This window comes from Pollutimonas bauzanensis (assembly GCF_900129885.1).
Classification (GTDB): Bacteria; Pseudomonadota; Gammaproteobacteria; order Burkholderiales; family Burkholderiaceae_B; genus Pollutimonas; species Pollutimonas bauzanensis.
In genome coordinates this window covers 76,964-94,971 of the sequence record NZ_FQXE01000007.1, presented here as the reverse complement: position 1 = coordinate 94,971, position 18,008 = coordinate 76,964, and the positions used below count along the sequence as shown (strand labels likewise).

Below are 18,008 nucleotides of genomic sequence, written 5' to 3'. Positions count from 1 at the left end.
GTTTTTTTACTGTTTTTTTTGCCGGCCGGCAGCTTATTTAACCTATATCAAGCTATCGCAAAATACTCGCAACAGCTCCTTGACCACACTACATATAGTATTTATTCTTCGTATGACCACAACATATAGTGATACGGAGCTTACATGCCTCAGATCGACGTCGCGTCTTCCATCAACGAATATCTCGAACAAATGGATTGGCGCGTCAATGCCAACGCCAACCAGGGCTACTCGCTCGGCGGCCTCATACTGAACGTATCGGGCAAAGTCATCGCCAATTACTGGCTTAGCCATGTATACCCCGCGGCGGTCGGCCAGGCGCACCGCGACGCCGACCTGCACATCCACGACCTGGACATGCTTTCGGGCTATTGCGCCGGCTGGTCGCTGCGCACGCTGCTCAACGAAGGCCTCAACGGCGTGCCCGGCAAGGTGGAATCCAGCCCGCCCAAGCACATGTCCAGCGCCGTGGGCCAGATCGTGAACTTCCTGGGCACGCTGCAGAATGAATGGGCCGGCGCCCAGGCCTTCAGTTCGTTCGACACCTACATGGCGCCCTATATCCGCCAGGACCGCCTCAGCTATGCCGACGTCAAGCAATATATACAGGAACTGATCTTCAACCTGAATGTCCCCTCGCGCTGGGGCACGCAGACGCCATTCACCAATCTCACCTTCGACTGGGTGTGTCCGGAAGACCTGCGCGAGCAGGTGCCTCTGATAGGCGGGCGCGAAGTGGCTTTCACCTACGGCGAGCTGCAGGCCGAAATGGACATGATCAACCGCGCCTACATCGAAATCATGATGGCCGGCGACGCCAAAGGCCGCGTTTTCACCTTCCCGATTCCCACCTACAACATCACCGACGACTTCGACTGGCACAGCCCGAATGCCGAACTCCTGTTCGAGATGACGGCCAAGTACGGCCTGCCGTATTTCCAGAACTTCATCAATTCGGAACTCAAGCCCAACATGATCCGCTCGATGTGCTGCCGCCTGCAGCTGGATCTGCGCGAACTGCTCAAGCGCGGCAACGGCCTGTTCGGATCGGCCGAGCAGACCGGCTCGCTGGGCGTGGTCACGATCAACTGCGCCCGCCTGGGCTACCTGCACGCCGGCGACGAGGCCGCCTTGCTGCGGCGCCTGGACGAACTGCTGGAACTCGGCAAGACCAGCCTGGAAATCAAGCGGGAAGTGATCCAGCGGCATATGGACAACGGCCTGTTTCCCTACACCAAACGCTATCTGGGAACCTTGCGCAACCATTTCTCCACCCTGGGCGTCAACGGCGTCAATGAAATGATACGCAACTTCAGCAAGGGCAGGCACGACATCACCAGCGCCTGGGGTTATGACTTCGCCATCCGCCTGCTGGACCACGTGCGGGCCCGCATGGTGGCTTTCCAGGAAGAAACCGGCCATATGTACAACCTCGAGGCCACCCCGGCCGAAGGCACCACCTACCGCTTTGCCAAGGAAGACCGCAAGCGCTATCCCGACATCCTGCAGGCGGGCACCGCGCAGATGCCTTATTACACGAATTCATCGCAATTGCCGGTGGGCTTTACCGACGACCCCTTCGAAGCGCTGGAACGCCAGGACGACTTGCAGCGCAAATACACCGGCGGCACCGTGCTGCACCTGTATATGACCGAGCCGCTGTCCACGACCGATGCCTGCCGCAGCCTGGTCAAGCGGGCGCTAAGCCGCTTCAAGCTGCCCTACATCACCATCACCCCGACATTTTCCATCTGCCCGGTGCATGGCTACCTGGGCGGAAGCCACAAGTTCTGCCCCAAATGCGACGAGGAAATCCTCGCGCGCAAACAGCGGCAAGCCGCCTAGGCGCACCGATACCCCGGCCGCCCGGCCGGCTCGACCACGCACTTACTTTTTTTATTCAACCCCAGGAGAACCAACCATGAACACCATCCAAACATCGCCAGCCGCCCAAACCGCCGCCACCCTGTCCGACGATGAACGCCAGCCTTGCGAAATCTGGACGCGCGTCATGGGCTACCACCGCCCCATGTCCTCGTTCAATATCGGCAAGAAAGGCGAATTCCACGAGCGCAAATACTTCACCGAGCAAGGTGCCCGGCTTGCCGCCTGAAGCCAGCCAACAGCGCCCGCTGGATTTGCATGCCGGGCGCCAGCGCATGCTTAAAGTGGGCGGAGTGACGCCGTTCACCGCCACCGACTACCCGGGCCAGCTGGCCGCGGCGGTATTCGTGCAAGGCTGCCCCTGGCGCTGCGGCTACTGCCACAACCCGCATCTGCAGGAGCGCACCCGCCACAGCCCTATCGCCTGGACCGACGTGCTCGGTCTGCTGAAAAGACGAATCGGGCTGATCGACGCGGTGGTATTTAGTGGCGGGGAACCCACCATGGACCCCTGCCTGGCCGATGCCATCGCGCAAGTGCGCGCCCTGGGCTTCAAAATCGGCTTGCATAGTGGGGGCACGCATCCGCAACGGCTCAAAAGCATCCTGCCATTGCTGGATTGGGTAGGGCTGGATGTCAAGGCGATGTTCGCCAATTATGCGAACGTCACCCAGGTGGGCGGCAGCGGCGGCCCGGCCCTGGCCAGCCTGGAAGCGGTGCTGGCCAGCGGCGTGGACTATGAATGCCGCACGACGGCGCACCCCGCCCTGCTGCCTGAAACGGAACTATGGCAGCTGGCGCAGGCCCTGGCCGGCATGCAGGTCAAAAACTATGTCTTGCAGGTGTTTCGCATGCAAGGCTGCAGCGACCCCGCCTTGAACAACACCATGACGGGCAATTACCCCAGCGCCGGCCTGGTGCAGCGGATAGCCCCGCTGTTTCCGGCGTTCACTTTGCGGCGGGCATAGCGGCCGCGGCCGGCCCGCCGTACATCAGATCAGTCCACCATATTCGAGGACTTCCCCGCGCGGGCGGCGCGGCCGGGCAGGTGGGCGGCAAGGAAATTGCCCGGCGAAAATACCGAAAGGTCGATCGCGTCGAGGGTGTTCTTCACCAGCAGGCCCAGCTCGGTGTCGCCCTCCATGACCAGGCGCCGGCTGAAGAACAGCGTATCCGGGTCCTCTTTGCGCTGCGCCACCAGGAAAAAGTCATGGGCGCTGGCGCTGATGGTCAAGGCGATGTCATCGCCATGCCTGGCCGCCGAAAACGAGCCATCGCGCCAGATGAAATCGAAAGCCACCCCGGCATCCCTTACCTGTATGCGCAGCTTGCGGCCATCCAGCAGGCGCAGCGTGTCCGCCGGCAGATGCCGGGCCAGCGCCAGGTTCAGGCCCGCCGCGAACAGGACGGAACCGGGATAGGCGGGCAAGCGCGACAGTATTTTTCCCAGGGGAGCGGGAACTTGGTAGGACGCGGGACTCATTGACAACTCCTTATGAAGACCCATGATTCAAAAGACCCATGCCTCAGGCGACATAGGACACAACGGTAAAATAATGACAAGCGCTGCCGGCCAGCACGAACAAATGCCAGACCCCATGGGCGTGGCGCCATTTGTCGTCGAATGCATAGAAGATGATGCCGACGGTGTAGATCAGGCCGCCGCCGGCCAGCCACAGAAAGCCCGGCCATGAAAGCGCCTCGATCAGGGGCGCCGCGGCTATGGCCGCCAGCCAGCCCATCAGCACGTAGATCAGCAGCGAAAGAATGCGCTGCCCCTTGGCCAGCCAGATTTCCTGCACAATGCCGAACGCGGCCAGACCCCATACGCAACCGAACAGGGACCAGCCCCAGGCGCCGCGCAGGCTGACCAGCGCAAAAGGCGTATAGCTGCCGGCAATCAGCAGGTAAATCGTGCAATGGTCGAATTTGCACCAGATTCTCTTGGCGCGGCCGCGCAGGCTGTGATAGAGCGTCGAGGACAGGTACAGAGCTATCAGCATGGCCCCGTACACGCTGAAACTGACGATCTTCCAGGGGTCGCCCAGGCGCGCCGCCAGGATGACCAGCACCGCCGTGCCGACCGTCGCCAAAGCGGCGCCCGCCAGGTGGCTGATGCTATTGAACCGCTCGCCGTAGTACATGAATTATTGCCGCTCCTTTGTTTACGCTACCATCAATTCCAGGCCGGGCTTGCCATACCAATAGCCGTTACAGGGCGCGGCCGGCATCAAGGGCAGCAGTTGATCGTAGGCGTCCGTCGGGTTCAGCTGCGCGTGGATGACGCCATGGAACAATTCCACGATATCGGCCGTGTACTGCGATTGCGGGCTGATGCGCACCACGTCCACCTGCAGCTCCCGCATGGCGCCAAGCTCGTGCAGCAAGGTATAGACCAGGGCCGACTGGGTCTGTATGCCGTTCAATACCAGGAAAGGCTGGCCTTCGCGGGTTTCCAGCAGCAGTCCGTCGGGATGGTCCATGCAGACATACTGGCAATTGTCCTTGGGTATATTGCGGTTGCGGGCGGTAAAGCAGCGGGCCGAGAAAGCCAGGGGCATGCGCCCATAGGCGAAGACTTCGGTCTCCATGCCCGCCGGGCGGTCCTGCTGCATCTGGGCCAGGCCCGCACTGCCCATTTCAAGAGGCATGACCCAGCGGCGCGCCCCGAGCTGCGCCAGCAGATTCAGCGTCGGGGCGCTGTATACGTTCAGATAAGGCCCGCCTATGAACGGCCTGCCTTCGAGGCAGTGCACCGCGCCCATATCGTTGGCCTCGACGGCATAGCGGCCATTATCGGCGATTTTGCGCATCACGGTCAGGTCATTGCCGGACTCCAGCAGCACCTGGGTCGACAAGACCACCTCTTTGCCGGCCTCCGCCAGCATGTCGGCGATTTCCAGCCAGTCCGGCAGCCGCAATTCGTGCCTGCGCGAGCAAACCGTTTCGCCCAGGTAGACGATGTCCACCGGCGTGTGCGCCATGGCTTCATAGAACTGCATCGTGGTCACACGCGACCAGTAATATTGAAGGGGTCCCAAAGCGATTTTCACAATACTGCCTCCTGCATGTTGCGGCGTGTTCCTGTTGATCCGAGCAATGCCATGCTCCTTATTTCCATGGACGGTGATAGGCGCCCAGCGTGTGCTGCTGCCCTTCGGCCACCTTGTTCAATTCCGCCATCCAGCCGGGCTTGACGGAATAGCGCTGCTGGCTGGCCAGGCACTGGTCGATCGCATCGCGCCATACGCGGGTGACCTGGGCCACATACGCCGGACTGCGCTGCCGCCCCTCGATTTTTATGGCGCGCACGCCCATTTTCATGAGCTTGGGCAGAAGCTCCAGGGTGTTCAGGCTGGTCGGTTCTTCGAGCGCGTAGTAGTTTTCGCCGGCCACATCGAAGCGGCCCTTGCACAATGTGGGATAGCCGGCGTTTTCACTGTCGGCGTAGCGGTCTATCAGGACGCCGTTCAGGCGCGACTCCAGCCCCGCGGCGGTCTGCTGCCAGCGCACCGACTTTGCCGGCGAGCACACGCCATGCGTATTGGGCGACTCGCCCGTCGCGTACGACGACAGGGCGCAGCGCCCTTCCACCATGACGCACAGGCTGCCAAAACCGAATACCTCGATTTCGACCGGCGTTTTTTCGGTGACCTGCTCGACCTGCGCCAGCGACAATACCCGGGGCAGCACGGCGCGCGCCACGCCGAAATGCTCGTGATAGAAATTGATGGCTTCATAGTTGGTGGCCGAACCCTGCACCGACAAATGCAGGCGCAGCTGGGGATGCTGCTGGGCGGCGTATTGCATCAGCCCGGGGTCGGCCACGATCATGGCGTCTATGCCCGACGCGGCCGCCCGGTCGACGGCCTCGCGCCACAAGCGCCAGCCGGCGGGCTGCGCGTAGGTATTGAGCGCCAGATACACCTTGCGCCGGTTCGCGTGGGCGTAGCGTATGCCTTCGTTGATCGCCGCTTCGTCGAAATTCAGGCCGGCGAAATTGCGCGCGTTGGTGGCGTCGCGAAAACCCAGATAGACACAGTCGGCCCCGTTGTCGATGGCGGTTTTGAGCGCCGGCAAACTGCCCGCCGGGCAGACCAGTTCCATGGCCGGCGAGCCGCCGGCGCTGGTGGGATCTTGCTGTATGGGAAATGTCTGGTTCATGGTATCGGTCGTGTATGAGTAAGCTGCTCGCGGAAATCCGGGCGCAAGTCCCCCGGGGCCATTGCGTCATCAGGATTTCCGATAAGGCGCCCCCGGTTTCTTGTTCCGGTAAAAATGGATGTGAAGACGCTCAGGCGGGAGCGAATGCCGGTTCCAGCCTCACGGTAGGGGCCGATACGGCCGCCAGCGCGGGGCGCAGGCCCGTCAGCAGGTACTCGATGAGTTCCCGCACCGGCCGTATGGCATTGCCGAAGGGCAGTTTTTCAGAGCCGCGGAAAAACAGGCCGCGCTTGATATCGCCCGCCAGGGCGAATGCCAGCTGGGTGTCTATGCAGAACTGGCCATGCTTGGAAATGCCATCGCGCAGGCCGCACTGGGCCAGGCAATCGAAGCCCACGGTGCATGGCTTGGGCTTGGCCATGCGCTGCAGCTTGGCTTCCTTTTCGAGGTAGTTGGCCAGCCAGGGCGTGCGCACGGCGCGGGCCGGCAAGCCGGCGACGCTCATGAACGTGACGATATCCTCGGGCTTGGCTTCGACCAGCACCTTTTTGAAATTGGGATGCGCATCGCCTTCTTCGGTGACGGCGAAAGGCGTGCCCAGCTGCACGGCGCTTGCGCCCATGCCCATGAGATCGACCACCTGGCGGTGGGTGTGAATGCCGCCGCCGGTGATCAGGGGGATGTTTTCCTGTTCGAGCCCGAGGTCCTTGAACAATTGCAGCGTGCCTTCCAGCACGGTGGGAAAGGCGAAATTGGGGTTGTTCAGGGCATCGGTGCTGGGTGCGCCCAGGTGGCCGGCGGCGTAGCGCGGGTTTTCGATGACGATGGCGTCGGGCAGGCGATTCTTGCGCATCCATTTCTTTATAATGACGCCTATGCCGCGCACGTCGGACAGGATGGGGACCAGGGCCACCTTGGGAAAATTGGTGGTGAGTTCGGGCAGGTCCAGCGGCAGGCCGGCGCCCACCACTACGGCATCGGCATCGCTTTCGCAGGCCTGGCGCACGTAGGCGGCGTATTCGGCCACGGCTTTCATGACATTGACCGCCACCAGCCCATTGCCCTTGGCGATTTTTTTCGCCGCGATGAGCTCGCGGTCCAGGGCCACCAGATTGGCGGCATCGATCAGCGCCTTGTCGCGCGAACGGCCGGTCTGGACCATGAGGTCGGGATGATGGCGGCGCAGGTCGACGCTGGAGATGGTTCCGAATGCCCCGAGGGAGGCTACCGTCCCTGCCAGCCGGTGGGCGGAAACGCCCACGCCCATTCCGCCCTGCACGATGGGTAATAGCGATTTGCCTTTCAGCTTGAGTCGTTCTAGAGCGGAATGCAGCACAATAATCGTCCTTCATAAAATAATGGGCGTGGAAACGCAGTAGCCACTATGCAGCCGAATGGATTCATATTCCTTAATAAAAATCAAGGTTAGGTCTTTTAAGTCAATGTAAAAATGCACGGTTCACTTTGTGGTTATTCTGCCAGGGCGCCCAGCGCGCGTGTATGGTTGCAACATAGTCAACCCGTCTTCGGATCCCGCCCGCCAACCATGACCCCTGAACTCCCGGAACACGAGATCACCCTGGACGCTCGCGGCCTCGAGCCGCCCGAACCGCTGGAGCTCGTCCTGGAAGCGCTGTCCGTCCTGGAACGCCATCAGCGCCTGCGCATGCTGATAGACCGCGAACCGCGGCCGCTGTACCCCATCCTGGACAACAACAACTTCTCGTACCTGGCCAGCGCCACCGCCGACTTCCGCTACGAGATCCTCATCTGGCACAAGGGCTGATGCGGCGCGCCCTGTCTTTCGGCAACTCGCCGCCGCTCGCCGTGCCGCTGCGCTTTTTCATCAATGTCCCGGTTTTCGCCGCGCTGGCCGGCGCGCTGCTGTTATGGGCCGGCCCGCAGGCCATGGCGTCGCGATGGACCCCGTACACCCTGGCCCTGACCCACTTGCTGACACTGGGCGTGCTGGCAAGCGCCATGGCGGGCGCGCTGATGCAGATATTGCCGGTCGCGACCGGGGTGAGCGTGCTGGCCCCGCGCCTGACATCCGCGCTGGTGCATGCCTTGCTGACCCTGGGCACGCTGGCCCTGGCGGGCGGCTTCCTGCTGGCGCGCCCGCTGCTGTTCGCGCTCGCGCTATGCGCGCTGGCGGCGGCCTTTGCCTGGCTGCTGGCCGCCTGTCTGGGCGGATTCTGGCGCTATCGGCGCGCGGCGGCAAAAGAGGCGGCGGAAGTCCTGTCGGCCGTCCGGCTGGCGCTTGCGGCATTGTTCGCCACGGTCGCGCTGGGCGGGCTGCTGGCCGCCGGATTCGCGTGGCCGCTGCCCCTGCCCATGGCATTGCTGACCGATATGCACGCGGCCTGGGGGCTGCTGGGCTGGGTGGGGCTGCTGGTCGTGGGCATGGCGTATCAGGTCATCCCGATATTCCAGGTCACCGAGCTATACCCGCGCCTGGCGACGCGCTGGCTGGCGCCGCTGGTATTCATCCTGCTGGCGGTCTGGACCGCTGCCGCGCTGCCGCGGCCCGGTGGCGGCCTTGCGCCCGGCCGCGCCGCGGCGGCGCTGATCCTCGCGGCCTACGCGGCATTCGCCAGCGTCACCTTTTACCTGTTGTGGACGCGCAAGCGGCCCAAAGCCGACGCCACCACGCTGTTCTGGCGCACCGCCATGGCCAGCCTGGCAGGCTGCGCCCCGGTATGGCTGGCGCAAATCGCCACGGGCTCGGACTATTCGGTGACGCTGGGCGCGCTGTTCATCGCCGGTTTCGCCTGGTCGGCCGTCAACGGCATGCTGTACAAGATCATCCCTTTCCTGCTGTGGTACCACACGCAGAAAGACCTGGCGATCGCCCTGCGCATCGTCCCCAAGGTCAAGGACATCATTCCCGATCATATTGCGGCAAGGCAGTTCCGGGCGCATTTGGCGGCCCTGCTGCTGCTTGCGGCGGCCAGCCTGTGGCCGGGGCCGTTCACCCACGCGGCGGCGGCGGCCTTCGCCTTTTCGGCCGCCTGGCTGGGATGGAATATGGCGGGCGCCATACGCCTGTACCTGCGCGTCAGGAAGGAGATTGCCCTAGCCCTGGTACGCTCTTAGCTTATTGAGATCCAGGATGGTTATTTCACGGCCCTTGACCCTGATGAGGCCGTTGGCGCTCAGGTCGTGCAAAATCCGCGAGAAATGCTCCGGCGTCAGGTTCAGGCGCGAGGCAATGACGGTCTTGCTGGTTTCAAGCCTGAACTGCCGGCCGTCTTCGAGGTCTTCCCCCTGCAGCAGATAGCCTATGACCCGCTGGGTGCCCGAGCGCAGCGAATAAGCTTCGACGTCATTGACCAGGGCATGCAGGCGCTGGCTCAGGCCGGCCAGCATTTTCCTGGCCAGGCCGGGGCAGCGGTCCAGCTCGCGAAACAGCACCGCCTTGTCGACGTGCAGCAGCAAGGTATCGGCCAGCGCCTGCGCCGAGAGGATATAGGCTTTGTCCATGAACATCAGCGCCTCGCCGAAGCCGCCGCCGGGGCCGATGAGCCGCACGACTTTTTCGCCGCCCATGGGCGATACGAACATGAGTTTCACTTGGCCATAGACCACCGTATGGAAGCCCAGGCAAGGTTCGCCGCGATGAAACACCATGTCTCCCCGGGCGACCTGCACTTCCGTCGTGCCCGCCGCAATATTGTCGAGCTCGTCGGCTCCCAGTTCATTGAACAACGGCACCCTGGACAGAAAATCCTGAATCCGCAGCTTGTTTGTCGTCATATTGCTAGAATCCCGTAACGATGCTGTATTTACACCGCGTCACGCCACAAAACCTGTAGCGGAATTACCGTAGTGATCAAAACCCTGTTCAACATTGCGGGAACGCTGGCGCTGGTTCTTGCCGTTCTCGGCATATTCCTGCCCCTGCTTCCCACCACGCCTTTCCTGCTGCTCGCCTCGGCATGCTACCTGCGCGGCTCCGACCGCCTGCATGGCTGGCTGATGGACAACAAGGTATTCGGCCCCTATCTTGCCAATATACACAGCGGCCGCGGCATTACGCTGCGTGCGAAGATCATGGCCTTGATTTTCCTGTGGTCGTCGCTGGCATTTTCAGCCTGGTTCATCCACATCGCCTGGCTACGCGTCTGCCTGCTGATTCCCGGCGTGGCGGTGTCGGCTTACCTGCTCAGGGCCAGGACCCCGCCGGCGGCGCCGCCACAGCCCCGCGCCCCCGAATGAAAAAACGCGGCTAGATCAGCTTGGAATAGGTCGATACCGTAGGCTGCCCCATGTATTTATCGAACACCATGCCTATGGCCCGCACAAACAGGCGCCCTTTGGGCGTGATGGTAATGCCTTGTCCGGTGGTCCGCATCAGGCCGGCCTCTTCGTATTGATCGAGGCGCGCCAATTCCGGCGCGAAATAACTGACGAAATCGATGCCGTGCGTTTGGTTGATCGCGGCGAAATCCAGGGGCATGCTGCACATCAGGGCCATGATCACCTCGCGGCGCAGGACGTCGTCGGGGCTGAGGTCGAAGCCCTTTTCGATCGGCAGCCGGCCTTGGTCCAGATACTGGTAATAGGCATTCAGGGTGCGCACGGACTGGCTGTACGAGCGCCCGACCTTGCCTATGGCCGACACCCCCAGGCCGATCAGGTCGCATTCGGCCCGGGTCGTGTAGCCCTGGAAGTTGCGGTGCAGGCTGCGGTCCAGGCGCGCCTTGTTCAATTCGTCGTCCGGCTTGGCAAAGTGGTCCAGGCCGATATAGACGTAGCCGCCTTCGAGCAGGCGCCGCGTCGACATCAGGAAAATCTGCAAGCGCCTCTCGGCCGACGGCAGATCGCTGGCCACGATCAGGCGCTGGGCCTTGAAGCGGCTGGGCAGATGCGCATAGTTGTACAGGGCGATGCGGTCGGGCGCAAGGCGTATGACCTCGTCGAGCGTGCGGTCGAAGCTGGCCAGGGTCTGTTTGGGCAAGCCATAGATGAGATCCACGTTTACCGACTGAAAGCCGGCGCTGCGGCTGGCGAGCAGCGCCTTTTCCACCATTTCCAGGGGCTGTATGCGGTTGACGGCGGCCTGGACTTGCGGGTCGAAATCCTGCACGCCGAAGCTCGTGCGGTTGAAGCCCAGGCCGGCCAGCATGGCCAGGGTCGCGTCGCTTACCGTGCGCGGATCGATTTCGACCCCAAGCTCGGCATCGGGCGCAAAATCGAAATGGCCGCGCAGGGAATCCATCAGATGGGTCAGTTCCGCCGCGCTCAGGAAAGTGGGCGTGCCTCCGCCCAGATGCAGCTGCGCGGTTTGACGATCGGGCCCGAGATGGCCGGCCACCAGCGCCATTTCCTTGTCCAGGTAGCGCAGGTATTCGGCCGAGCGGCCATGGTCCTGGGTGATGATCTTGTTACAGCCGCAAAAATAGCAAAGCGACTCACAGAAGGGCAAATGCACATACACCGACAGCGGCGGGTTGCTGGCGGCCGTGGCGCGCTGGGCCAGATAATTTTTATACGATGGTTCGTTGAAACCCGACCTGAAGCGGTCGGCCGTGGGATATGAGGTGTAGCGCGGCCCGGAACTATCGAAACGGCGTATCAGCGCCTCTGAAATTTCGATTTCGGGAAAGATGACGGTATTCTGTGCTTCCTGCATATTGCTGACATTAACGGCACTCATGGCCTTGCTCCGATTATGGCAGGCCCGATCCCTTGCGCCGCGCCGTGCGCGCCGCCCGGAACGCGGTCTGCTTCAATGTGACATTGTCTGCTTTGAGGCGGAAAATTTTTTTGACCTAGGTCAAGTAAAGAAGCAAACTAAAAATAATCCGCGATCAAAGCGCAAAAAAGCCTAGCTTTCGCAAAGCTGAAAGCAACATATCGTATTATTAGGGTTAGATTCATTCATACCATACTCCCAGCCCCCTGATGCCTTTAGTATTCATCCTTGCCCTGCCCTTCGCAGGCAGCATTATCGCTGCGCTGCTGCCTTCAAATGCTCGCAAGCTCGAGGCGTGGCTGGCGGGTTTCGTGGCCATAGCCTGCGCCGTCCTGGTTTTTTCCCAGTTCGGCAACGTCATCGACGGCCATGTCGTCAAGACCGTCGTGCCCTGGGTACCCAGCCTGGGGGTGGATTTCACCCTGCGCATGGACGGCTATTCATGGCTGTTCGCCATGATCATCACCACCATGGGCGCGCTGATAGTCCTCTACGCCCGCTATTATCTGTCGCCCCAGGATCCGGTGCCACGCTTTTTCGCCTTTTTCCAGGCCTTCATGGGATCCATGCTGGGCGTGGTGCTGTCCGGCAACCTGATCCAGCTGGTCGTCTTCTGGGAACTGACCAGCCTCTCCTCGTTCATGCTCATCGCCTACTGGCACCACCGGCTGGATGCGCGCCGCGGCGCGCGCATGTCGCTCACCATCACGGGGGCCGGCGGCCTCTGCCTGCTGGCGGGCATGCTGATGCTGGGCCATGTGGTGGGCAGCTATGACCTCGACGTCGTCCTGGCATCGGGAGACCTGATACGCACGCACCCCTGGTACACCACCATGCTGGTGCTGGTGGCCTTGGGGGCCCTGACCAAAAGCGCGCAGTTTCCCTTCCATGTATGGCTGCCCAATGCCATGGCGGCGCCCACGCCGGTGTCGGCTTACCTGCATTCCGCCACCATGGTCAAGGCCGGCGTCTTTTTGCTGGCGCGCTTCTGGCCGGTCATGGCCGGAACGCCCGAATGGACCTGGATCATCGGCGGCGCCGGGCTCTGTTCGCTGGTGCTGGGCGCCTACGCCGCCACGTTCCAGCTCGATATGAAAGGGGTGCTGGCCTACTCCACCATCAGCCACCTGGGCCTGATCACGCTGCTGCTGGGCATGAACAGCGAACTGGCGCTGGTCGCCGCCGTTTTCCACATGATCAACCACGCCACTTTCAAGGCCTCCTTGTTCATGGCGGCCGGCATCGTGGACCACGAAACCGGCACCCGCGATCTGACCCGGCTGTCGGGCTTGTATCGAAGCATGCCCATCACCGCCACACTGGCCGTGGTGGCGGCCGCTTCCATGGCGGGCGTGCCGCTGCTCAATGGCTTCATTTCAAAAGAGATGTTCTTCGCCGAAACCGTGTTCGTCAGCGGCAACTGGGAAACCCGCTACGGCCTGCCGATAGCCGCCGTCATCGCCAGCGCCTTCAGCGTGGCGTATTCCCTGCGCTTCATCACCCAGGTGTTTTTCGGTCCGGCGCCACGCGACCTGCCCCGCGCGCCCCACGAGCCGCCGCTGCGCATGCTGATCCCCAGCGCCATCCTGGTCCTGACCTGCCTGGTGGTGGGCATCATTCCAAGCTTCACGCTGGGCCCCTTCCTGCATAACGCCACCATCGCCATCCTGGGCGCCGACACCCCGCAATACGATCTGCGCGTCTGGCACGGCTTCAATCTGCCGCTGGCCATGAGCTTCCTGGCCATGGCCGGCGGCATCGGCCTGCTGTGGCTGCTGCGCCACCGCCACCGCACGCGGCCGGGCAAGGCGCCGCTGATCTACCGATTCGATGGCCGCCGCACATTCGAATCCCTGCTCGAAGGCCTGGACACCTTGGCGTCGTTTCTGCTGGACTGGACCCGCTCGCCGCGCCTGCAGCCGCAGTTGATGCTGATCGTCCTGGCCACTTTCTTCGTCGCCATGCTGCCGCTGCTGCGCGGCGCCTGGCTGCAGCCCGAGCTGTCGACGCCGGTCAACCCCTTCTTCGTGCTGATGTGGCTGGCCGGCGGCGCCTGTGCCATTGGCGCGGCCACGCAGGCCAAGTACCATCGCGCGGCCTCCCTGCTGATGGCCGGCGGCGCCGGCCTGGTCACCGCCCTGACCTTTGCCTGGCTGTCGGCGCCCGACCTGGCGCTCACCCAGCTGGCCGTCGAAGTGGTCACCATGGTGCTGATTCTGCTGGGGCTGCGCTGGCTGCCGCCGCGGGTCGAGGCCGACGACGAACAGCCCATGCAGAATGCCCTGCGGGCCTTTGTGCGCCGTTTCCGCGACCTGATCATTGCCGTGATAAGCGGCGCCGGGCTCTCGGCCATTGCCTATGCCGTCCTGACGCGCCCGCATCCCAAGGGGATTTCATCATTCTTCGTGCAGCAGTCCCTGCCCCTGGGAGGCGGCGCCAATGTCGTCAATGTCATACTGGTGGATTTCCGCGGCTTTGATACCTTCGGCGAAATCACCGTGCTGGGCATCGTCTCCCTGACCGTCTATGCGCTGCTGCGGCGCTTTCGGCCGCCGCCCGAAAGCCTGGCGCTGCCGGCCGCCCGCCAGGTTCTGCCCACCAAGGGCAAACTGCTGGACCGCTTTGCCGAGCCCGACCCCAAGGCGCCCATCCCCGACGGCGTCATGAAGATACCCGCCGTGCTGGTGCGCTTGCTGCTGCCCATGGCCGCCCTGGTGTCCCTGTACTTCCTCATAAGGGGGCACAACCTGCCGGGCGGCGGCTTCGTGGGGGGACTGATCATGGCCACGGCCATCATTCTGCAATACATGGTGGGCGGCGTGATCTGGGTCGAAGCGCGCCAGCGCCTGCATCCGCAGAACTGGATAGCGCTGGGCCTGCTGCTGGCGGGCGCGGCCGCGATGTCGGTATGGTGGGCCTCCAAGCCGTTTCTCGCGGCCATGAGCTGGGATCTCATGCTGCCGGTCGTGGGCCACGTGCACCTGTCCACCGTGCTGTTATTCGACATAGGGGTGTATATGCTGGTCATCGGCGCCACCGTGCTGATGCTCGTCGCCCTCGCCCACCAATCGCTGCGGCTTTACCGCAAGCCCGCGCCGGCCGTCGCCGCGCCCCCACCCGAAGAAGAAGGAAGCCCTTGATGGAAATCGTCCTCGCCATCGCCATAGGCGTGCTCGCCGGATCCGGCATCTGGCTGCTTCTGCGCCCGCGGACCTTCCAGGTCATCATGGGCCTGTCGCTGATTTCCTATGCCGTGAACCTGTTCATATTCGGCATGGGCCGCATCAGCCTGGGCGCGCCGCCCGTCATCAACCCTGAATGGGGAGCCGACGCGAGCCACTACGCCGATCCCCTGCCGCAGGCGCTGGTGCTGACGGCCATAGTCATAGGCTTTGCCACCACCGCCCTGTTCCTGGTGGTCCTGCTGGCCTCGCGCGGGCTGTCGGACACCGATCACGTAGACGGCAGGGAGACCAGACAGTGAACGGCTGGTTCCAGCATTTACCCATACTTCCGGTAGCCATCCCCCTGGTGGTCGGCGCGGCCATGCTCATGCTGCGCGATTCGCAGCGGCGCTTGCGGCTGGTCCTGAGCTTTGCTTCCATCGCGGCCCAGCTTTACGTCGCCATTACCCTGCTTTGCCTGACGGCCGGCTTCATCCCCAGCGGCTGGCCCGATGGCGTGGGCGTCTACCTGCTGGGCGACTGGCCGGCGCCTTTCGGCATCGTGGCGGTCGTCGACCGCCTGTCCACCATCATGCTGGTGCTGACCGCCGTGCTGGGCGCCGCGACGTGGGTCTACGCCACAGCGCGCTGGGACCGGGCCGGCGTGCATTTCCATCCATTGTTCCAGTTCCTGCTGATGGGCCTGAACGGAGCCTTCCTCACTGGCGACCTGTTCAATCTGTTCGTATTCTTCGAGGTGCTGCTGGCTGCCTCATATGGACTGATGCTGCACGGCTCGGGCAAGGCCCGCGTGGCGGCCGGCCTGCATTACATCGTCGTGAACCTGCTGGCCTCCTTCCTGCTGCTGATCGCCATGGCGCTCATCTACGGCGTGACGGGCACCTTGAACATGGCCGACCTGGCGGCGCGGGCCGGCGAACTGGCGGGGCCGGACCGCCGGCTGTTCGAGGCCGGCGCGGCCATTCTGGGCATCGCCTTCCTGATCAAGGCCGCGGCCTGGCCGCTCAATTTCTGGCTGCCCGCCGCCTACGCCAATGCCTGCGCGCCGGTCGCCGGCATCTTCGCCATCATGACCAAAGTAGGCATCTACGCGCTGCTGCGCATAGGCTCTTTATTGGTGCCCACCGGCGCGCCGGCCGCCTTCGGCGGGGAATGGATGTTTCCGCTGGGCATGGCCACCCTGGTCTTCGGCGCCATCGGCCTGCTGGCCGCCCCGCAGGCCGAGCGGCAGGCGGGCTATTGCATCATCATGTCGTCCGGCACCCTGCTTGCCGCGCTGGGCATGCCGGGCGTCACCCTGACCGGTCCGGCGCTGTTTTACCTGATCAGCTCGGTGCTGGCCCTGGGCGCCTTCTTCATGCTCCTGGAAATGGTCGAACGCACGCAGGCCTTCGGCGCGGACCTCCTGGCCGTCAGCCTCGAAGCCTTCGACCTGGAAGATCCCGAGCCCGCCGACCGCTCCGACGATGTCGTGGGAGTCGCCATCCCCGCGGCCATGGCCTTTCTCGGCATGGCCTTCATCGCCTGCGCCCTGCTGGTGACCGGCTTGCCGCCGCTGTCGGGCTTCGTTGCCAAGTTCTCGCTGCTGTCCGCGGCCCTGCAGACCTCCGCTACCGCCCCCTCCCCGGCCGCCTGGATGCTGGTGGGAGGCGTGCTGATGTCGGGCCTGGCGGGCATCATCGCGCTGAGCCGCACAGGCATACGGCTTTTCTGGAGCACGGAAGACGCCGTCACGCCGCGCCTGCGCATCAGCGAGGCCGGCCCGGTGGGCGCGCTGGTGCTGGCCTGCGTCGCGCTGGCGTTCTGGGCCGGCCCGGTGATGAGCTTTGTGGAAGAAACCGCCAAGTACCTGGACCGTCCGGCCACCTACATCAACGCGGTATTGACGCAAAACCCGGTACGGGGCGTAGCGCCGGGAGTCCACCGATGAAACGCTATCTGCACAGGCTGATCCTGCCGCTGCTGCTCTTGGCGCTATGGCTGCTGCTCAACAATACCCTCTCGCCGGGCCAGCTGGCGCTGGGCGCCATACTGGCCCTGCTGCTGGGCTGGGCCGCCCTGGCATTGCGGCCTTTGCAGGCCTACCCCAAGAAACCGCTGCTGGCGGCCAGGCTCATCTGGCATGTCGCGGTCGACATCACCCATTCCAACATCGCCGTGGCGCGCATCATCTGGCTGGGCGCCAAGGCCGACGTCACCCCTGGCTTCCTGAAAATCGCCTTGCGCATGCGCGACCCGCACGGCCTGGCGGCGCTGGCCTGCATTATCACCTACACCCCCGGCACGGTCTGGTCCGACTACTCCGAAGATGACGGCCTGCTGACCTTGCATGTCCTCGACCTGAAGGACGAAAGCCAATGGCGGCATACCATTCAGCACAGGTATGAACGCCCCTTGATGGAGATCTTCGAATGAACCAACTCGTTTACTGGGCCGCCACCTTTGCATTGGGCTGTTTCGTGCTGGCGCTGGCCTGCGCCGCGCTGCGCTTGCTGCGCGGGCCGACGGCCTCGGACCGGGTGCTGGCGCTGGACACCCTGTACGTCAACGGCATGCTGATCCTGCTGGTCCTGGGCCTGCAATTCAACTCCGGACTGTATTTCGATATCGCGCTGCTGATCAGCATGTTCGGCTTCGTGGGGTCGGTGGCCATGGCCAAGTTCCTGCTGCGCGGCGAGGTCATCGAGCCATGATGGATACCCTGCCCCTTTGGGCGGCCATTCCCGCCGCCATCCTGCTGGTCATCAGCGGCATCATCACGCTGACCGGCTCGCTGGGCCTGCTGCGCCTGGACAGCTTCTACTGCCGCATCCACGCGCCCACCCTGGGCAATACGCTGGGCGTCTTCGGCGTGCTGCTGGCATCCATCCTGATTTCCTCCGCGCTGGAGCACCGCGTGGTGGTCCACCAGATACTGATCACCGTGTTCCTGGTGATCACCTCGCCGGTGACCGCCATGCTGCTGATGCGCGCGGCCATCCGCCGCAAATTGCGGGTGGAGCAGAAAGCGGAAGAAAGCCCGGAATGAAGCCGGGCGCGGGCCGCCTCGCGCGAGGCGGCCCGCGCCTCCAGCCGGC

General features: G+C 63.4%; 19 protein-coding genes. 12 read left to right on the top strand and 7 right to left on the bottom strand.

Annotated elements, in window-relative coordinates; translation table 11 throughout:
- The first annotated feature begins 144 nt into the window (after positions 1–144).
- The 3 genes from BUB23_RS14425 (at position 145) to BUB23_RS14415 (ending at position 2,852) form a co-directional block, all read left to right on the top strand.
- Positions 145–1,845, top strand: coding sequence for a ribonucleoside triphosphate reductase (locus BUB23_RS14425; protein ID WP_073103958.1), 1,701 nt, complete (start codon positions 145–147; stop codon positions 1,843–1,845).
- A gap of 76 nt (positions 1,846–1,921) precedes the next feature.
- Positions 1,922–2,113, top strand: a complete 192-nt coding sequence (gene nrdD / locus BUB23_RS14420; protein WP_073103956.1) for an anaerobic ribonucleoside-triphosphate reductase — start codon at positions 1,922–1,924, stop codon at positions 2,111–2,113.
- Between the two features lie 19 nt (positions 2,114–2,132).
- Complete coding sequence (locus BUB23_RS14415; RefSeq protein ID WP_073104162.1) at positions 2,133–2,852, top strand: anaerobic ribonucleoside-triphosphate reductase activating protein; 720 nt, start codon at positions 2,133–2,135, stop codon at positions 2,850–2,852.
- 29 nt (positions 2,853–2,881) lie between these two features.
- On the opposite strand, the gene ubiT is transcribed toward BUB23_RS14415, so the two are convergent.
- The 5 genes from ubiT to BUB23_RS14390 all read right to left on the bottom strand — a co-directional run bounded on the left by ubiT (position 2,882) and on the right by BUB23_RS14390 (position 7,384).
- Complete coding sequence (gene ubiT, locus BUB23_RS14410) at positions 2,882–3,367, bottom strand: ubiquinone anaerobic biosynthesis accessory factor UbiT (protein ID WP_073103955.1); 486 nt, start codon at positions 3,365–3,367, stop codon at positions 2,882–2,884.
- Positions 3,368–3,410: 43 nt separating this feature from the next.
- Positions 3,411–4,028, bottom strand: coding sequence for a PAQR family membrane homeostasis protein TrhA (gene trhA / locus BUB23_RS14405; protein WP_073103954.1), 618 nt, complete (start codon positions 4,026–4,028; stop codon positions 3,411–3,413).
- A gap of 21 nt (positions 4,029–4,049) precedes the next feature.
- Positions 4,050–4,937, bottom strand: coding sequence for a ubiquinone anaerobic biosynthesis protein UbiV (ubiV, locus tag BUB23_RS14400; RefSeq protein WP_073103952.1), 888 nt, complete (start codon positions 4,935–4,937; stop codon positions 4,050–4,052).
- 58 nt (positions 4,938–4,995) lie between these two features.
- On the bottom strand, positions 4,996–6,048 hold the full coding sequence (ubiU, locus tag BUB23_RS14395; protein WP_073103951.1) for a ubiquinone anaerobic biosynthesis protein UbiU: 1,053 nt from the start codon (positions 6,046–6,048) through the stop codon (positions 4,996–4,998).
- A gap of 130 nt (positions 6,049–6,178) precedes the next feature.
- On the bottom strand, positions 6,179–7,384 hold the full coding sequence (locus BUB23_RS14390; RefSeq protein ID WP_084136031.1) for an NAD(P)H-dependent flavin oxidoreductase: 1,206 nt from the start codon (positions 7,382–7,384) through the stop codon (positions 6,179–6,181).
- Positions 7,385–7,594: 210 nt separating this feature from the next.
- Here BUB23_RS14390 and BUB23_RS14385 point away from each other — a divergent pair, with 210 nt between their 5' ends.
- Positions 7,595–7,834 (top strand): DUF2249 domain-containing protein, encoded by a 240-nt coding sequence (locus BUB23_RS14385; RefSeq protein ID WP_073103948.1) that lies wholly within the window; start codon positions 7,595–7,597, stop codon positions 7,832–7,834.
- Positions 7,834–9,144, top strand: a complete 1,311-nt coding sequence (locus BUB23_RS14380; protein ID WP_073103947.1) for a hypothetical protein — start codon at positions 7,834–7,836, stop codon at positions 9,142–9,144. Before BUB23_RS14385 ends, BUB23_RS14380 begins: the two co-directional genes overlap by 1 nt.
- On the opposite strand, the gene BUB23_RS14375 is transcribed toward BUB23_RS14380, so the two are convergent.
- Complete coding sequence (locus BUB23_RS14375; RefSeq protein WP_073103945.1) at positions 9,124–9,804, bottom strand: Crp/Fnr family transcriptional regulator; 681 nt, start codon at positions 9,802–9,804, stop codon at positions 9,124–9,126. The two genes, BUB23_RS14380 and BUB23_RS14375, sit on opposite strands and share 21 nt — an antisense overlap.
- 72 nt (positions 9,805–9,876) lie before the next feature.
- On the opposite strand from BUB23_RS14375, the gene BUB23_RS14370 reads away from it, so the two are divergent.
- Positions 9,877–10,266: a YbaN family protein gene (locus tag BUB23_RS14370; protein ID WP_073103944.1), complete on the top strand. Its 390-nt coding sequence runs from the start codon at positions 9,877–9,879 to the stop codon at positions 10,264–10,266.
- Between the two features lie 10 nt (positions 10,267–10,276).
- Here the strand turns inward: BUB23_RS14370 and hemN are convergent, their stop codons facing one another.
- Complete coding sequence (hemN, locus tag BUB23_RS14365; protein ID WP_073103942.1) at positions 10,277–11,707, bottom strand: oxygen-independent coproporphyrinogen III oxidase; 1,431 nt, start codon at positions 11,705–11,707, stop codon at positions 10,277–10,279.
- Between the two features lie 248 nt (positions 11,708–11,955).
- Between hemN and BUB23_RS14360 the strand changes: the two genes are divergently transcribed.
- Genes BUB23_RS14360 through mnhG form a run of 6 tightly spaced genes read left to right on the top strand, consistent with a single transcriptional unit; the run spans position 11,956 to position 17,959 of the window.
- The gene (locus BUB23_RS14360) at positions 11,956–14,886 is read left to right on the top strand and encodes a monovalent cation/H+ antiporter subunit A (RefSeq protein ID WP_073103941.1); all 2,931 of its coding nucleotides are present in this window, start codon (positions 11,956–11,958) and stop codon (positions 14,884–14,886) included.
- Positions 14,886–15,230: a Na+/H+ antiporter subunit C gene (locus BUB23_RS14355; protein WP_073103939.1), complete on the top strand. Its 345-nt coding sequence runs from the start codon at positions 14,886–14,888 to the stop codon at positions 15,228–15,230. The genes BUB23_RS14360 and BUB23_RS14355 overlap by 1 nt, the downstream gene beginning before the upstream one ends.
- On the top strand, positions 15,227–16,861 hold the full coding sequence (locus tag BUB23_RS14350) for a monovalent cation/H+ antiporter subunit D (RefSeq protein ID WP_073103938.1): 1,635 nt from the start codon (positions 15,227–15,229) through the stop codon (positions 16,859–16,861). Before BUB23_RS14355 ends, BUB23_RS14350 begins: the two co-directional genes overlap by 4 nt.
- Positions 16,858–17,346 carry a Na+/H+ antiporter subunit E gene (locus BUB23_RS14345; RefSeq protein ID WP_073103937.1) on the top strand — a complete coding sequence of 163 codons (489 nt, stop codon included), beginning with the start codon at positions 16,858–16,860 and terminating at the stop codon, positions 17,344–17,346. The genes BUB23_RS14350 and BUB23_RS14345 overlap by 4 nt, the downstream gene beginning before the upstream one ends.
- Entirely contained in the window at positions 17,343–17,624 is a 282-nt protein-coding gene (locus BUB23_RS14340) for a K+/H+ antiporter subunit F (protein ID WP_073103935.1), read from the top strand. The genes BUB23_RS14345 and BUB23_RS14340 overlap by 4 nt, the downstream gene beginning before the upstream one ends.
- Complete coding sequence (gene mnhG / locus BUB23_RS14335; protein WP_073103934.1) at positions 17,621–17,959, top strand: monovalent cation/H(+) antiporter subunit G; 339 nt, start codon at positions 17,621–17,623, stop codon at positions 17,957–17,959. Before BUB23_RS14340 ends, mnhG begins: the two co-directional genes overlap by 4 nt.
- Positions 17,960–18,008 lie beyond the last annotated feature (49 nt).

Bases quoted from the DNA above. Each gene is read 5' to 3' on its own strand.
- trhA (WP_073103954.1), bottom strand. From the start codon at position 4,028: ATGTACTACGGCGAGCGGTTCAATAGCATCAGCCACCTGGCGGGCGCC.
- BUB23_RS14380 (WP_073103947.1), top strand. From the start codon at position 7,834: ATGCGGCGCGCCCTGTCTTTCGGCAACTCGCCGCCGCTCGCCGTGCCG.
- BUB23_RS14360 (WP_073103941.1), top strand. From the start codon at position 11,956: ATGCCTTTAGTATTCATCCTTGCCCTGCCCTTCGCAGGCAGCATTATC.
- hemN (WP_073103942.1), bottom strand. From the start codon at position 11,707: ATGAGTGCCGTTAATGTCAGCAATATGCAGGAAGCACAGAATACCGTC.
- ubiT (WP_073103955.1), bottom strand. From the start codon at position 3,367: ATGAGTCCCGCGTCCTACCAAGTTCCCGCTCCCCTGGGAAAAATACTG.
- BUB23_RS14355 (WP_073103939.1), top strand. From the start codon at position 14,886: ATGGAAATCGTCCTCGCCATCGCCATAGGCGTGCTCGCCGGATCCGGC.
- ubiU (WP_073103951.1), bottom strand. From the start codon at position 6,048: ATGAACCAGACATTTCCCATACAGCAAGATCCCACCAGCGCCGGCGGC.
- BUB23_RS14375 (WP_073103945.1), bottom strand. From the start codon at position 9,804: ATGACGACAAACAAGCTGCGGATTCAGGATTTTCTGTCCAGGGTGCCG.
- BUB23_RS14385 (WP_073103948.1), top strand. From the start codon at position 7,595: ATGACCCCTGAACTCCCGGAACACGAGATCACCCTGGACGCTCGCGGC.
- BUB23_RS14425 (WP_073103958.1), top strand. From the start codon at position 145: ATGCCTCAGATCGACGTCGCGTCTTCCATCAACGAATATCTCGAACAA.
- mnhG (WP_073103934.1), top strand. From the start codon at position 17,621: ATGATGGATACCCTGCCCCTTTGGGCGGCCATTCCCGCCGCCATCCTG.
- nrdD (WP_073103956.1), top strand. From the start codon at position 1,922: ATGAACACCATCCAAACATCGCCAGCCGCCCAAACCGCCGCCACCCTG.
- BUB23_RS14345 (WP_073103937.1), top strand. From the start codon at position 16,858: ATGAAACGCTATCTGCACAGGCTGATCCTGCCGCTGCTGCTCTTGGCG.
- BUB23_RS14340 (WP_073103935.1), top strand. From the start codon at position 17,343: ATGAACCAACTCGTTTACTGGGCCGCCACCTTTGCATTGGGCTGTTTC.